Annotated in this window: 16 protein-coding genes; 11 read left to right on the forward strand and 5 right to left on the reverse strand. The window is 71.1% G+C overall.

Annotated features, from left to right (window positions below):
- Positions 1-141: 141 nt before the first annotated feature.
- The 3 genes from P8T65_RS27345 to P8T65_RS27355 all read left to right on the forward strand — a co-directional run bounded on the left by P8T65_RS27345 (position 142) and on the right by P8T65_RS27355 (position 3,955).
- Positions 142-747, forward strand: coding sequence for a TetR/AcrR family transcriptional regulator (locus tag P8T65_RS27345; protein WP_316727870.1), 606 nt, complete (start codon positions 142-144; stop codon positions 745-747).
- Positions 748-916: 169 nt separating this feature from the next.
- A complete protein-coding gene (locus tag P8T65_RS27350; protein WP_316727871.1) occupies positions 917-3,235 on the forward strand; it encodes an MMPL family transporter in 2,319 nt (772 codons plus the stop codon).
- A 177-nt stretch (positions 3,236-3,412) separates the two neighbouring features.
- Positions 3,413-3,955 carry a DinB family protein gene (locus tag P8T65_RS27355; RefSeq protein ID WP_399100406.1) on the forward strand — a complete coding sequence of 181 codons (543 nt, stop codon included), beginning with the start codon at positions 3,413-3,415 and terminating at the stop codon, positions 3,953-3,955.
- Between the two features lie 79 nt (positions 3,956-4,034).
- Here the strand turns inward: P8T65_RS27355 and P8T65_RS27360 are convergent, their stop codons facing one another.
- Positions 4,035-4,406, reverse strand: a complete 372-nt coding sequence (locus P8T65_RS27360; protein WP_316727872.1) for a cupin domain-containing protein — start codon at positions 4,404-4,406, stop codon at positions 4,035-4,037.
- Positions 4,407-4,584: 178 nt separating this feature from the next.
- The gene (locus P8T65_RS27365) at positions 4,585-5,049 is read right to left on the reverse strand and encodes a hypothetical protein (RefSeq protein ID WP_316727873.1); all 465 of its coding nucleotides are present in this window, start codon (positions 5,047-5,049) and stop codon (positions 4,585-4,587) included.
- Between the two features lie 268 nt (positions 5,050-5,317).
- Here P8T65_RS27365 and P8T65_RS27370 point away from each other — a divergent pair, with 268 nt between their 5' ends.
- A complete protein-coding gene (locus P8T65_RS27370; RefSeq protein ID WP_316727874.1) occupies positions 5,318-5,641 on the forward strand; it encodes a hypothetical protein in 324 nt (107 codons plus the stop codon).
- A gap of 21 nt (positions 5,642-5,662) precedes the next feature.
- On the opposite strand, the gene P8T65_RS27375 is transcribed toward P8T65_RS27370, so the two are convergent.
- Positions 5,663-6,538 (reverse strand): hypothetical protein, encoded by an 876-nt coding sequence (locus P8T65_RS27375; protein WP_316727875.1) that lies wholly within the window; start codon positions 6,536-6,538, stop codon positions 5,663-5,665.
- Positions 6,539-6,785: 247 nt separating this feature from the next.
- Between P8T65_RS27375 and P8T65_RS27380 the strand changes: the two genes are divergently transcribed.
- Entirely contained in the window at positions 6,786-7,667 is an 882-nt protein-coding gene (locus P8T65_RS27380) for an intradiol ring-cleavage dioxygenase (protein WP_316727876.1), read from the forward strand.
- On the opposite strand, the gene P8T65_RS27385 is transcribed toward P8T65_RS27380, so the two are convergent.
- Positions 7,651-8,454 (reverse strand): histidine phosphatase family protein, encoded by an 804-nt coding sequence (locus P8T65_RS27385; protein ID WP_316727877.1) that lies wholly within the window; start codon positions 8,452-8,454, stop codon positions 7,651-7,653. The genes P8T65_RS27380 and P8T65_RS27385 overlap by 17 nt on opposite strands.
- Before the next feature lie 105 nt (positions 8,455-8,559).
- On the reverse strand, positions 8,560-8,904 hold the full coding sequence (locus P8T65_RS27390; protein ID WP_184893036.1) for an SsgA family sporulation/cell division regulator: 345 nt from the start codon (positions 8,902-8,904) through the stop codon (positions 8,560-8,562).
- A 285-nt stretch (positions 8,905-9,189) separates the two neighbouring features.
- Between P8T65_RS27390 and P8T65_RS27395 the strand changes: the two genes are divergently transcribed.
- The 6 genes from P8T65_RS27395 to P8T65_RS27420 all read left to right on the forward strand — a co-directional run bounded on the left by P8T65_RS27395 (position 9,190) and on the right by P8T65_RS27420 (position 14,295).
- Positions 9,190-10,269, forward strand: a complete 1,080-nt coding sequence (locus tag P8T65_RS27395; protein WP_316727878.1) for an energy-coupling factor ABC transporter permease — start codon at positions 9,190-9,192, stop codon at positions 10,267-10,269.
- Between the two features lies 1 nt (position 10,270).
- Positions 10,271-11,032 carry a cobalt ECF transporter T component CbiQ gene (gene cbiQ, locus P8T65_RS27400; RefSeq protein ID WP_316727879.1) on the forward strand — a complete coding sequence of 254 codons (762 nt, stop codon included), beginning with the start codon at positions 10,271-10,273 and terminating at the stop codon, positions 11,030-11,032.
- A complete protein-coding gene (locus P8T65_RS27405; RefSeq protein WP_316727880.1) occupies positions 11,020-11,805 on the forward strand; it encodes an ABC transporter ATP-binding protein in 786 nt (261 codons plus the stop codon). Before cbiQ ends, P8T65_RS27405 begins: the two co-directional genes overlap by 13 nt.
- A gap of 93 nt (positions 11,806-11,898) precedes the next feature.
- A complete protein-coding gene (locus tag P8T65_RS27410; protein WP_316727881.1) occupies positions 11,899-12,372 on the forward strand; it encodes a MarR family transcriptional regulator in 474 nt (157 codons plus the stop codon).
- Between the two features lie 128 nt (positions 12,373-12,500).
- On the forward strand, positions 12,501-12,959 hold the full coding sequence (locus P8T65_RS27415) for an organic hydroperoxide resistance protein (protein WP_184893046.1): 459 nt from the start codon (positions 12,501-12,503) through the stop codon (positions 12,957-12,959).
- Positions 12,960-13,065: 106 nt separating this feature from the next.
- Positions 13,066-14,295, forward strand: coding sequence for a serine hydrolase domain-containing protein (locus P8T65_RS27420; RefSeq protein ID WP_316727883.1), 1,230 nt, complete (start codon positions 13,066-13,068; stop codon positions 14,293-14,295).
- The last annotated feature ends 120 nt before the right edge of the window (positions 14,296-14,415 follow it).

Below are 14,415 nucleotides of genomic sequence, written 5' to 3' on the forward strand. Positions count from 1 at the left end.
TCTTCGGTCTCGGGGTATCGTCTTAAGCGTACGAAACCGTTTCGTTCGTGAGGCGGGGTGTCCGTCCGGTGTCATCCGTGGGATGCCGCCCGGCCGGTAGCCTTGTCGTCTCGAACGCGTAACCGCAGCAAGGGGAGTGGGATGACTGAGACCGCGACGGCGCGCCGCAGTCGGATCACGCCCGAGCGCGAGGCCGAGCTCTACGCCGCCGTCCTCGACCTCCTCCGGGAGGTCGGCTACGACGCCCTCACCATGGACGCCGTGGCCGGCCGCACCCGGTCCAGCAAGGCCACCCTCTACCGCCAGTGGGGCGGCAAGGCCGAGCTGGTCGCGAAGGCCATGCGGCACAGCAAGCCGGGCGCCGACATCGGCTCCATCGACACCGGGTCCCTGCGGGGCGACCTGCACGCCCTGGTGATGAGCACCGATGACTGCGAAATGGAACAGAACAACGCGCTGATGCGGGGTCTGGCCATGGCCGTGCACGGAAACCCCGACCTGCTGAAGGCCTTCCGTGAAGTGATCATCGAGCCGGAGATGGTGGAGATCCGCCGTGTGGTGCAGCGCGCCGTCGACCGGGGCGAGGTCCAACCGGACAACCCCGCCATCGACTACGTGGTGCACATGTTCGTCGGCGCCTTCGTCGCGCGGGGCATGATCGAGGACCGGCCGCCCACGCAGAGCTTCCTCCGCTCGTACCTGGACGCCGTCGTCCTCCCCGCCCTCGGCGCGTCAACCTCTCGGTAGCTCACCGCGGTTCGCCGCGCATCCCCACCTGCCCACCGCTCATGTCGTCGGGCTGACCACCCCTGCCCCGCCACGCCCTGCTGCCCCGCCCTGCCGCCCCCTCCCCACGGCACGGGCCGATCCGTCCTGCCCTCCGCACGTCCACGACTTGAACGGGAGTACCGCCCCCGTGGCCACATTCCTCTACAAACTCGGTCGACTCGCCTTCCGGCGACGACACTTCGTCGTCCTGATCTGGGTGGCACTGCTGACGCTCGCGGGCGTCGGCGCCGCCTCCGCGCCCGCCGCGGGTTCGTCCTCCTTCTCCATCCCCGGCACGGAGGCCCAGAAGGCCTTCGACCTGCTGGAACAGCGCTACCCCGGGATGAGCGCCGACGGCGCCACCGCCCGCGTCGTCTTCAAGGCGCCCGAGGGCGAGAAGATGGCCGACGCCGCCAACAAGCGCATCGTCGAGAAGACCGTCGGAGAGCTGCGCGACGGCTCCGAGGTCGTCGCCGTCAGCGACCCGTTCACCACGAACGCGGTCAGCCGGGACGGGACGATCGCCTACGCCTCGGTGACGTACAAGGTTCCGGCCATGGAGCTGGAGGACGCCTCCAAGGAGTCCCTGGAGGCCACCGCGCACAAGGCGCAGGACGCCGGGCTGACCGTCGAGATGGGCGGTGACGCCCTGCAGCCCGAGCCCGAGACCGCCGTCGCCGGCGAGATCATCGGCCTGGCCATCGCCGCCGTCGTCCTCGTCGTCACCCTGGGCTCGCTCGTCGCGGCCGGGCTGCCGCTGCTGACGGCGATCATCGGCGTCGGTATCGGTGTCGCCACCATCACCGCCCTCGCGAGCGCGCTCGACCTCGGCGACACCACCTCCACCCTCGCCCTGATGATCGGCCTCGCGGTCGGGATCGACTACGCGCTGTTCATCGTCTCCCGCTACCGCTCCGAACTGGCCGAGGGCCGGGAGCGCGAGGAGGCGGTCGGCCGTGCCGCCGGCACCGCCGGCTCGGCGGTGGTCTTCGCCGGGCTCACGGTCGTGATCGCCCTGGCCGGTCTCGCGGTCGTCAACGTCCCGATGCTGACCAAGATGGGTCTCGCCGCGGCGGGCACGGTCGTCGTCGCGGTCCTCATCGCCCTCACCATGATCCCGGCGCTGCTCGGCTACGCGGGGCGCAAGGTCCGTCCGGCCGGCGAGAAGGGGAAGAGCGGCCGCGGGCTGTTCGGACGGGGTGGGTCGAAGGGCTCCACGAAGGGCTCCACGGAGGGTTCCGCCGACGGCTCCGCCGAGGACGCGGCCGCGGTGAGGCCCAGCCTGGGCACCCGTTGGGCGAGCTTCGTCGTCCGCCGCCCCGTCGCCGTGCTGCTGCTCGGCGTGGTCGGCCTGGGCACGATCGCGCTGCCGGCCACCCAGCTCGAACTGGGTCTGCCCGACGACGGTTCGCAGCCGACGTCCACCACGCAGCGCCGGGCGTACGACCTGCTCTCCGAGGGCTTCGGGCCCGGCTTCAACGGCCCCCTGATGGTCGTCGTCGACGCCCGGGACAGCGCGTCCCCGAAGCAGGCCGCCACCGCGGTGACCGACGGGATCAAAGGGCTCGACGACGTCGTGACGGTGACCCCGGCGACGTTCAACAAGGCCGGGGACACCGCGATGATCACGGTCGTCCCCGAGTCCAAGCCGTCCTCGACGCAGACCGAGGACCTGGTGCACGCCATCCGGGACACGGGCGCCGACGTGGCGACCGACACCGACGCCAAGGTGCTGGTCACCGGCGCCACCGCGATGAACATCGACTTCTCGCAGAAGCTCACCGATGCGCTGGTCCCGTATCTGGCGCTGGTGGTGGGCCTCGCCTTCCTCCTGCTGATCGTGATCTTCCGGTCGATCCTGGTGCCGCTGAAGGCGGCCCTCGGCTTCCTGCTCAGCGTGCTCGCCGCGCTCGGCGCCGTGGTCGCGGTCTTCCAGTGGGGCTGGCTGGCGGGACTCATCGGGGTCGAGGAGACCGGCCCGATCATGTCGATGATGCCGATCTTCATGGTGGGTGTCGTCTTCGGCCTGGCGATGGACTACGAGGTCTTCCTCGTGACCCGGATGCGCGAGGCGTACGTCCACGGTGAGAACCCGAACCAGGCCGTCGTGACCGGCTTCCGGTACAGCGCCCGGGTGGTCGCGGCCGCCGCGGCGATCATGATGGCCGTCTTCGCCGGCTTCATCGGCTCCGGCGAGTCGATGATCAAGATGATCGGCTTCGGTCTCGCCATCGCCGTCTTCTTCGACGCGTTCGTCGTCCGCATGGCCATCGTCCCGGCCGTCCTCGCCCTGCTGGGCGACCGGGCCTGGTGGCTGCCGAAGTGGCTCGACCGGGCGCTGCCCAACGTCGACGTCGAGGGCGAGGGCCTGCGGGCACACGACGACGCGGCGGGGAAGCCGACCGAGGACGGCAAGGACCACGAGGACGGCAAGGGCGACGAGGACAGGTCGCTGGTCCGCGTCTGACGCGGGAGCGGCGCGCGTCAGACGCGCGGTGACGGAAACGGCGGCCGGACCGGGGAAACCGAGGGACGGCCGCCGGGCAGGACCGCCGGTGAGGGCCCGTGGGGACGGGCGCCCTCACCGGCTTCCGAGGGTGTTGGGGGCGGCGCGCCGGGGGCCGCGGTCAGGTAAGCATGACGGGTGACCGAAGAAATCGAACGCCCTGAACGCATCGAAGACCTCGACGACCGCGTGGGTCCGCCGCACCGCGGCACCGAACGCGAGACGCTCCGCGCGTTCCTCGACTACCACCGCGCGACGCTTGCCATGAAGTGCGCGGGGCTGACGGACGAGGAACTCCGCCGGCGGTCGATGCCTCCGTCCACGCTGTCCCTGCTGGGTCTCGTGCGGCACATGGCGGAGGTGGAACGCGCCTGGTTCCGGCGGGTGTTCGAGGATCACTCCGCGCCGATGGTGTGGTCGAAGGAGATCGATTTCCAGGCGGCGTACGACGCGAGCACCTCGACGCGGGCGGAGGCGTTCGGGGCGTGGGAGGCGGAGGTGGAGACCTCGCGGCGCATCGAACGGGAGGCGGAGTCCCTGGACCTCGTGGGCCACCAACCGCGCTGGAACGAGGAGGTCTCGCTCCGCATGGTCATGATCCACGTCCTGCTGGAGTACGGCCGCCACAACGGCCACGCGGACTTCCTGCGGGAAGGGGTGGACGGGGTGGTGGGGGCGTGAGGGCGCGGGTGGCAGGGACAGCAGGACCACCGGGGCAGCCCGGATGGCCTGTGCGGCTCGGGCCCCCACGCCCTGCATGTCAGCCGAGGAATTCGGCCGCTTTGGTCATCGGCCCACCCGCGTCACCGGTGTTGAGCGTTCCCGCCGGTTCGAACAACAGGATCGCGGTCTCCTCGTCGGCCACGGGGCAGTGTTCGACTCCGCGGGGAACCACGAACAACTCGCCCGGGTCCAGCACCACATCCGCATCCCTGAGTTGGATGGTGAGGCGCCCGCTGATGACCAGGAACAGTTCATCGGTGTCGTCGTGGGTGTGCCAGACGAATTCCCCCTTCAGCTTGGCCAGCTTGACCTCGTAGTCGTTCAGCACAGCCACTTTCTTCTGCGACCACAGCTCACTGAACTGCGACAGCTTGTCAGCGAGGTTGACAGGAACAGCGGGCACGGGCATACGGCATCCTTCCTCAAGGCCGGTCGACCGGGAGCGATCTCTCAGGCGCTCCGGCCGGTTTCACGAGCATGCCGCGCTCGGACCGGGTCGGTCTTGTACGTTCCTGACATGGGCGGAGACCGCCACTTGTGGCACCACACCCGCGCGTTACAAGCGCACTCGCCCTGGCTCTGCAGTGCTAAAGATGCTGCTTGGCGGTGCTGATGAGGAGGGCGATGGCGTCCCGGGTCCGCACCCGGCGGGCGTCGAACTCCGGTCTGCTGTCGGTCTTGAGGACGGCGGTGACGTCGGCGAGGACGGCCTCGGCGGTCCGGCTCAGTTCGTCGTCGGGCGTGAGCATCTGCACGCGGAACAGCGCTTCCTGGGCGGCGGACCGCAGGTCGTACGCGCGGACGCGGACCGTGTCGGGGTCCTCGGGCGGGGGCTGTTCGTGCTCGCAGAACCACAGGTGGACGAGGGAGCGGCGGTAGTTGAGAAGGGCGCCGGCGAACACGGAGTAGGCGTCGAGGCGCTCTTGGCGGAGCTTCTCCCGGCGGGTGAACGCGTGGGTCCGGTCGGTGGCGCGCTGCTGGTAGGCGAGGGTCAGGCCCGACCCGAGCAGGGTCCCGAGTACGGCTATGCCACTGGCGATGATGGTCTCCACACCCCAAGCTGATCACGCGGCGGTGCTCGCCGACAGACGGGGCGGGAAGGGGCTGGGCGGTGGAGAACGGGGTCCTGGAGAGGTTGCGGCAGGCATTCCTGAGATTCGACCGGGGCCTCGGCGGGGCGGAGCCGCCCCCGAGGGCGCAGGTGTTCCCGGCCCGGCATCCGGTGGGCACCGGAACGGTCTTCGGCGTGCTCTGGTCGGAGGTCTGGCCGGCTGGGCCCTGGCCGCGTTCCACGATCCGGCGCGGCTGCTCCAGGCGGCGGTGATCGGGCTGTGCGGGGGCCTGTTCATCTGGCTCTTCTGCCGTTTCGAACGCCGCCGTCAGGCCCACTACGCGCGCGCCGGAGGCTTCCGCTGGGACCCTCCCCGGTCACCCGTCCGGGACGAGGACACCCTGCCGCTCTGGTACGAGGGCCTGCTCTGGCTCGGCCACTGGACCGTCTGCCTCGTGCTCCTCTGGCTCCTCGGCCGACTACGGAACGAGCCCTTCACCTGGGTCCAGAGCGCGATCTGTGCCGGTGTCCTCGTGGTCGGCGGCTGGGCCGTACACCTGAGCAAAGAGCGTCGCCGTCGAAGAGGACGTTGACCAGGGGACAGAGCCCCAGGGTCACTCCTCGGCGAACACCTCGGCGGCGGAGGTGGCCGTGATCGCGCGGGTGAACCAGAGGTTGAGGGTGTCGAGGTCGTGGCAGGACGTGATGCGGTCGCGGTCGGCGGCGGACACGGGGACCTCTCGACCGTCGAGGAGGAGAAGGATGTACTCGGCCTTGCCCTTGGCGCGGCCTTCCTCCCGGATCTCCTCGGAGATCGGCGACGTGAAGAACGAGAGGTCGGTCATGAGAGCCCTCCAGGTCTTGGCGGCCGGGGATTCGCCCAGCCCCTGAGATGTCAGTTCAACGAAGATCGTCGCGGTGTCCGGATCGCGGGCTTCGAGGCCCTTCAGAGCGTCTACCAGTACTTTGAGTATGGCATCGGCCTGTGGCTCACGGCGGTGCAGGACTGCGGACAGCACGGTCAGTGGGATGTCCCGGCGAGCTTGGACCGGATCGTCGATGACCGGCACGTCGGCAGGGCCCAGGACGAGAGGGCGCAGGGTGAGGGAGGGCCACTCGGGCGGCCCGAAGTCGACGGTCTCCGACGCCCAGGCAGCTGTATTCCGGTTGTCGCACACCACGAGGAGGACCGCGGGCATCTCGTACTTCGCGTGCAGGTGCGCCAGGTAGTAGGCCCAGTTCCTTTGTTTGTCGGGCACCTTCTTTCCCTGAGCCTCTACGGCCAGAAGGAATGTGCCTCGCTTCGTCTCGATGTTCAGCAGTGTGTCCACCCGCCGTTCCAGCGGGCGGTTTTCCGTCAGATCGGTGCAGAGCGGCGTGGCTGAGATCGGGTCGTCGAAGGGGATGCCGAGCGCCCGGACGGCTCGGGTGAAGACGCCGGGGTCATGCTGGAAGATCCGGTGCATGGCCTCATGAGGGGAGCTGACCATAGGGGTGCGCCCGTTCCTTTCATCGCACGTGAACGGGAGCATATGACGGGCAACTGTGCCAATTGGTGGGTCAGTTGTTGGAATTCCCTCATAAGGGTGTAGCCCTCTCTCCGGTTGACCGAGAGTGGCCGGGTGTCATCGAGCTCGCACAGCAACGCCCAGGCGGAGACCTGGGAAGCTCACAGGAATCGCCCATAGCATCACGCTCATTCCATGACGGGAACATTCGGAAAGCGCGGTTCCGCAGATGAGTACAGGACCCAAGGGCAGCGGTCACGGTCACGGGCACCATCGCGGGCACGACCACCACCACGACGACGAGTTCGACGGAGGGCTCTCCCACGACCTGCCCGTGTTCGCCCGCCGCCGCATGATCAGACTGCTGGCAGGCGCGAGCATGGTCCCGCTGGTGGCGGCCTGTTCCTCGGACGGCTCCGACAGCGGTTCCGCCTCCGACCCGGCCTCCTCCGCCCCCTCCTCGTCCGGCACCACCGGCACCGACTGCGAGGTCATCCCGAGCGAGACGGAAGGCCCGTACCCCGGCGACGGCTCGAACGGCCCCAACGTCCTGGAGGAGAGCGGTGTCGTCCGGCGCGACATCACCAAGAGCTTCGGCTCGTCGAAGGGCGTCGCCGAAGGCATCCCGCTGACGGTCACACTCACCGTCGTCGACCAGTCCTCCGGCTGCGACGCCCCGAAGAAGGGCGCGGCCGTCTACCTGTGGCAGTGCGACCGGGAAGGCCGGTACTCCCTCTACTCCGACGGCGTCACCGACGAGAACTACCTGCGCGGCGTCCAGGAGACCGACGACGAGGGCCGGCTCACCTTCACCTCGGTCTTCCCCGGCTGCTACCCCGGCCGCTGGCCCCACCTCCACTTCGAGGTCTACGACAGCCTCGCCGACGCCACCGCCACCAAGAACATCGCCGTCACCTCGCAGCTCGCCTTCCCCAAGGACGTGTGCGACACCGTGTACGCAACGGACGGCTACGGCGACAGCGGCCAGAACCTCGGCGAGCTCTCCCTGGAGACCGACATGATCTTCAGCGACGGCTACGACCAGCAGCTCGCCACCATGGAGGGCAGCACCGACAAGGGCTACACCGCCACGCTCACGGTGCCGGTGTAGCCGCGGCCGGGGAGCCGGTCGGTCCCGGCTGTTCGAGGTGCCGCGTGTCGCCCCACCGAGCCGGCCGCAACCGCCGTCCGTCGTTGTCCCACCGCGAGACCGAGGCGTTGGGGACGGGCGGCAGCAGGTCCGGCGCCGTCGCGCCGAGCCCCGCGCACACCAGACGTACCGCGACGGCGATCGCGTCGTGGGCGACCAGGAGGACCCGGCGGCCGGGGGCGACGCGGTCCAGCTCGCCCACGAGGTCCCGTACCCGCAGCACCACATCGGCCAGCGCCTCACCGCCCGGCGGACGGTAGAACCAGTCGCCGGTCTGTGCCCGCCGCGCCGCCTCCTCGGGCGCGCGGGCCCGCAGCACGGCCGGCGGATGCATCTCGAAGACCCCCATCTCCCGGTCCCGCAGCCGCTCGTCGACCAGCAGCGGCGGCGGGACCACACCGGGGTGCCCCGCCATCAGCTCCCACGTCTGCCGCGCCCGCACGTACGGCGAACACACCACCAGGTCCGGACCCGGCACGCCGTCGTCGTCGCCGCGCGCGAGCCCCGCCAGCCACCCGCCCAGCGCCTGGGCCTGCGTGCGGCCCAGGTCGGAGAGGGGGACGTCCGCGCCCCGGCCCGGCAGCGGCTCGGTCGACCCCGTCCGCTCGGCCTCGGCGTACGCGACGTTCGCGGTGCTCTGCCCGTGCCGTACGACCCACAGCGAGGCCAGGGTGTACGGCGGCGCCAGCCCTTCACCGGGGACCGTCCTGCTCCCGGGGTCCCTGGCGTCGTTCGTCCGCGTTGTCATGCGTCCCCCATGCTTGCGGTGCTCGCGGCGACCGGGGCTCAGCGTCGATCGCCGTAACGACTACGCCGTCATGGCTACCCCCCGCGGCAGTGCCGGACGCTCCGCTCAGTGCGCCACCGGGGTGGCCGTGTACGTCCGTCGCAGGAAGCGGATCAGTGCCTTGGTGTCGAACTGCATCACCGCCACCCCTCTCGCGGAGTGGAACTCCATGACGGCCTGCACCCGCCCGCAGGGCCAGATGCTCACGGGGCCGGCGGTGGTGGGGGTGCGCAGCCCGCGTTCGAGCAGCTCACGGGGGAAGGCCCACTCGTCGGGGCCGGGCAGGCGCACGCGTACGGCGGAGGCGTCGGTGTCGGGGTCGTAGCGGAGGACGACCGGAACGGTGTCCCGGTCCTCGGGGGAGTCCGTGACGACATGGGCCCGCGCGTACTGCTCGACAGTGACGGACATCGAACGTCTCCTCACACTGAGTGACGCAAGCAGAAGCTGTGAATCCGCTGTCCGCTCGCCTCTCCAATGTCGCATATTTTCGGCCGCGCGCCCCCGGAAGCCCTGGAAGGGCACTGCAAGGCGGCCGTAAGAGCCACGATGTTCGGCGAGTCATTGGCTAATCGGCTGGTGCATGCTCTTGCAAGAGACTCGCAATAAGGCTCTATCATCGTAAGGTTCCAGCCAGCGCGTCCCCACTCGGTGGCCCGGCCCCCGGCCAGGCCTACCAGGAGAGCGAGCCCTCGTATGCATGTCCCCGACGGATTCATCAACGCCCCCGTCTCGGCGGTCGCCGGAGTCGTCGCCGCCGGTGCGGTCGCGGTGAGTCTGCGCGGTGCCCGGCGCGAGTTGGACGAGCGGACGGCGCCCCTCGCCGGACTCGTAGCCGCGTTCATCTTCGCCGTGCAGATGCTGAACTTCCCGGTCGCGGCCGGGACCAGCGGACATCTGCTCGGCGGGGCCCTGGCCGCGATACTCGTGGGCCCCTGTACAGGGGTCCTCTGCGTGTCCGTGGTGCTCCTCATGCAGGGCGTCCTCTTCGCGGACGGCGGTCTCACCGCCCTCGGCGTGAACATCACGATCATGGGCGTGGTCACCTCCGTCGTCGGCTACGCCCTCTTCCGCGCGCTGGTCAGGATCCTCCCCCGCAAGCGGCGCTCGATCACCGTCTCGGCCTTCGTCGCCGCCCTGGTCTCCGTGCCCGCCTCGGCCGCCGCCTTCACCCTCGTGTTCGCGATCGGCGGCACCACGGACGTGCCGATCGGCTCGGTGCTCACCGCCATGGTCGGCGTCCACACCCTCATCGGCATCGGCGAGGCCGCGATCACCGCCGCCACGGTCGGCGCCGTCGTCGCCGTACGCCCGGACCTCGTGCACGGCGCCCGGGGCCTGACCGCTCCGCTCAAGCTCCGGGTGAACGGCGAGCTGGTGGACGCCCCCGCCGCCGAGCCGGCCACCACGCCCGTGCCCGTGCCCGCCGCCGCCCGCTCGACCCGCAAGCTGATCCTCGCCGGCCTCGGCACCTCCCTCCTGCTCGCCGGTGTCGTCAGCTTCTACGCCTCCGCCAGCCCCGACGGCCTGGAGAAGGTCGCCGCCGACAAGGGCTTCGACGCCAAGGCCGAGGACCACGCCGCCGCCGACTCCCCGCTCGCCGACTACGGCGTCGAGGGCCTCACCGACGCCCGCCTCGCCGGCGGCCTCGCGGGCGTGATCGGTGTCGGCGTCACCGTCGTCGCCGGCACCGGGATCTTCTGGGCCGTACGCAAGCGGCGCGGCGGCGAGGGCGAGGCCGCGTCGTCCCCCACCTCCGTGCCCGAGAACGCCTGACATGGGCGCGGGCCACGTCCACAAGCTCTACCGGCACGCGCACTCGCCCGTGCACGACCTGCCGCCGCACACCAAACTCGCGGCTGTCTTCGCCTTCGTCATCGTCGTGGTGTCGACGCCGCGGGAGGCGATGTGGGCGTTCGGGCTGTACGCCGTGCTGCTGGGCGTGGTCGCGTACGTGGCGCGTGTCCCCTACGGGTTGCTGCTCCGACGCCTGCTGATCGAGGTCCCGTTCGTCGCGTTCGCCGTGCTGATGCCGTTCGTGGCGCAGGGCGAGCGCGTCGAGGTCCTCGGGATGTCGCTGAGCGTCAGTGGGTTGTGGGGCGCCTGGAACGTCCTCGCCAAGGGGACGCTGGGCGTCGCCGCGTCCGTCCTCCTCGCCTCCACCACCGAACTGCGCGCCCTCCTCCTCGGCCTCCAACGGCTCGGACTGCCGCCGCTGCTCGTCCAGATCGCGTCCTTCATGATCCGTTACGGCGACGTCATCACCGACGAGCTGCGGCGGATGCGGATCGCGCGCGAGTCACGCGGGTTCGAGGCGAGCGGCGTACGGCACTGGGGCGTGCTCGCCAAGACCGCCGGGGCGCTGTTCATCCGCTCGTACGAGCGCGGCGAGCGGGTCCATCTGGCCATGATCAGCCGGGGGTACGCGGGCACCATGCCCGTCATCGACGAGGTGACCGCGTCCCGGGCGCAGTGGTCGTACGCCTTCGCCCTCCCGGTCGCCGCGCTCGTCGTCTGTCTGCTGGGATGGAGCCTGTGACCGTGTCCGAACCCCTCCTCGCCCCGTCGCTCGAAGTCGCCGGGCTCGCCTTCGCCTACCCCGACGGCCACCAGGCCCTCTTCGGGGTCGACTTCACCATCGGACGCGGCGAACGCGTCGCGCTGCTCGGGCCCAACGGAGCCGGCAAGACCACCCTCGTCCTGCACCTCAACGGCATCCTCACCGGGGGCGCGGGCACGGTGACCGTCGCCGGGATGCCCGTCGGCAAGCGGCACATGGCCGAGATCCGGCGGAAGGTCGGCATCGTCTTCCAGGACCCCGACGACCAGCTCTTCATGCCGACCGTGCGGGAGGACGTGGCCTTCGGGCCGGCGGCGGCGGGCATGACCGGGGCCGAGTTGGAGGCCCGGGTGGACCGGGCGCTCGAACAGGTCGGCATGGCGCAGTTCAAGGAACGGCCGCCGCACCACCTCTCGTTCGGGCAGCGGCGGCGGGTGGCCGTGGCGACGGTGCTCGCCATGGAGCCGGAGATCCTCGTCCTCGACGAGCCGTCCTCCAACCTCGACCCGGCGTCGCGGCGCGAACTGGCCGACATCCTGAGGTCGTTGGACGTCACGGTCCTCATGGTCACGCACGATCTGCCGTACGCGCTCGAACTGTGCCCGCGGTCGCTGATCCTCAGCGAGGGGGTGATCGCGGCGGACGGCCCGACGGGTGAACTCCTGGTCGACGAGGACCTGATGCGGGCGCATCGGCTTGAACTGCCGTTCGGATTCGATCCGCGGTCGGTGAACGGCCGGACGGGGGCCTGAAAAGGCTGGGACGGAGTCCCGGCTCCTCAGGGGCGCGGGGAACTGCGCGAACAACCTCCACCGGCCCCGCGGACGAATACGGCGTCCGCGACAATGGACCACGTGACGAACCAAGCGGATGCGCCCCGGCACGGCTCACTGCTCCTCGACGAGCAGTTGTGCTTCGCGCTCTACGCGGCCCAGCGCGCGGTCACCGCCGCGTACCGCCCGCTGCTCGACGAACTCGGCCTGACCTACCCGCAGTACCTGGTCATGCTCTCCCTCTGGGAGCACGGGGAGACCAGCGTCAAGGACCTGGCGGGCACCCTGCGCCTCGACTACGGCACGGTCTCGCCGTTGCTGAAGCGGCTGGAGTCGGCCGGCCTGCTGCGCCGGGAGCGGTCGCCGCGCGACGAGCGCTCCGTGCGGATCGCCCTCACCGGGCGCGGCGAACAGCTCCGCGAGCGCGCGGCCGCCGTCCCCGCCACCCTCGCCGCCGCCACCGGGCTGCAGGGCCCCGAGGTGACCCGGCTGCGTGAGGAGCTGTGGCAGCTGACGGCAAGGGCGACCAGGGCGGCGGGCCGCTGAGCACGGTTACCCATGGTTACTACCCCCTGGTAACCACACTCCCCTACCGGCCGGTACCTTGTGCACGATGTATTCGTGCGCGCCTGTCCTGGGGAGGCCACGCGCTCGTCCCGGGGGAGGCCAGGGGAATGACTGACGACACCGCTGTGGAGACCCGCACCGACACGCGTCCGACGAAGATCATGTACGTCGCCGAGGCCACCGCGCACGGCGGTCGTGACGGCTACATCAGCAGTCAGGACGGCCAGATCGACCTCAAGGTCGCGATGCCGCCGGCGTTGGGCGGCGACGGCGACGGCACCAACCCCGAGCAGCTGTTCGCCGCCGGGTACAGCTCCTGCTTCCACAACGCGCTGGTCCTCGTCGGCCGCCGTGCGGGCTACGACCTGACCGGCTCCACCGTCGCCGCGAAGGTCGGCATCGGCCCCAACCAGCAGCGTGGCTACGGCCTCGCCGTCGCCCTCAGCGTCTCCCTCCCGGTCATCGACCAGGACGTCGCGGCCGAGCTCGTCGACGCCGCCCACCAGGTCTGCCCGTACTCGAACGCCACCCGCGACAACATCGACGTCACGATCGTGCTGGGCTGAGCCGGGCTCCACCGCGCCCCGGGCGCGGGAATCCGGGGCCGTGCGTGTACGTTGCACCCGTCGCCGTGACGAACGCGGCGAGTGTGAACGGACAGGGAGCACCGACGTGGACGTGAACGGTACGGTCGCCGAGGGCTTCGAGCCGGTCAGGGCCGCGTTCGTACGCAACTTCGAGGCGCTGGGCGAGCGGGGCGCGGCGGTCGTCGTGTACCGCCACGGGCGCAGGGTCGTCGACCTGTGGGCCGGGACCCGGGACGTCGACGGCACCGAACCCTGGCGGCGGGACACCGCCCAGATCGTGCGCTCGGCGACCAAGGGCGTCGCCGCCGCCGTACCGCTGATGCTGGCCGAGCGCGGTGAACTGGACCTGGACGTACCCCTGGGCCGGTACTGGCCGGAGTTCAAGGCGCACGGCAAGGACCGGGTGCTGGTGCGGCACGTGCTCAACCACCGGGCCGGGCTCCCCGTCCTCGACCACCCCCTCACCCCCGCCGAGGCGCTGGACCCGCGCCGGGGACCCGAGGCCGTCGCCGCGCAGACGCCCGCGTGGAAGCCCGGCACCGCCCACGGCTACCACCCCCTCACCTACGGCTGGCTGCTCGACGAACTGGTCCGGCGCGTGACCGGCCGGGGCACCGGCGAGTGGATCGCGTCCGAGATAGCCGCCCCGCTGGGCCTCGCCGCCGACCTGTGGCTGGGCCTGCCGGACTCGGTGGCGGCGACGGGTCGGGTCGGCCGCGCCGGACGCCTGGAAGCGGCGCCCGAGCCCACCGGCGGCCTCAGGGTCCGCGCCAAGCGGTCGGTCACCGAGGCCTACGACGACCCGGACTCCCTCACCCGCCGGGCCTTCGCCGCGATCACCCCGTTCCCCGACCAGAACGACCCCGCGTACCGCGCGGCCGCGCTCCCGGCGACCAACGGCATCGCCACGGCCGACGGCCTGGCCCGCTTCTACGCGGCACTCGTCGGCGAGGTCGAGGGCGCGGGCGCGGGCGGCGGCGAGGCCGAAGGCGCGGACGGCGGCGAGGTCGGTGGCGTACGGCTGTTCGGCCCGGCGACGCTGGCGGCGGCCCGCGCGGAGGAGTCCTCCGGCCCCGACCGCGTCCTCGTCGTCAACACCCGCTTCGGACTGGGCTACATGCTCCATGGGACCGCCTCCCCACTGCTGGCCCCGACCTCCTTCGGCCACCCCGGCCGCGGCGGCCCCCTCGGCTTCGCCGACCCCGAGTCAGGCATCGCCTTCGGCTACGTCACCAACGGCTACCGCAAGACGGTGACGGCGGACCCGAGGGCGCAGGCGCTGGTGCGGGCGGTGCGGGAGGCCCTGAAGGGCTGAAGGGGCTGCGCGGCCCGGCCGCGGCCCCGCCCTCGGCACGGGGCGTACCTTGCGCTACGGCGCGGGCAGACCTCGCGGAGGGCGGCCGCCGCGGTGAGCGGACGGACCGGCCCAGGGCTC

The organism is Streptomyces sp. 11x1 (genome assembly GCF_032598905.1).
Lineage (GTDB): Bacteria > Actinomycetota > Actinomycetes > Streptomycetales > Streptomycetaceae > Streptomyces.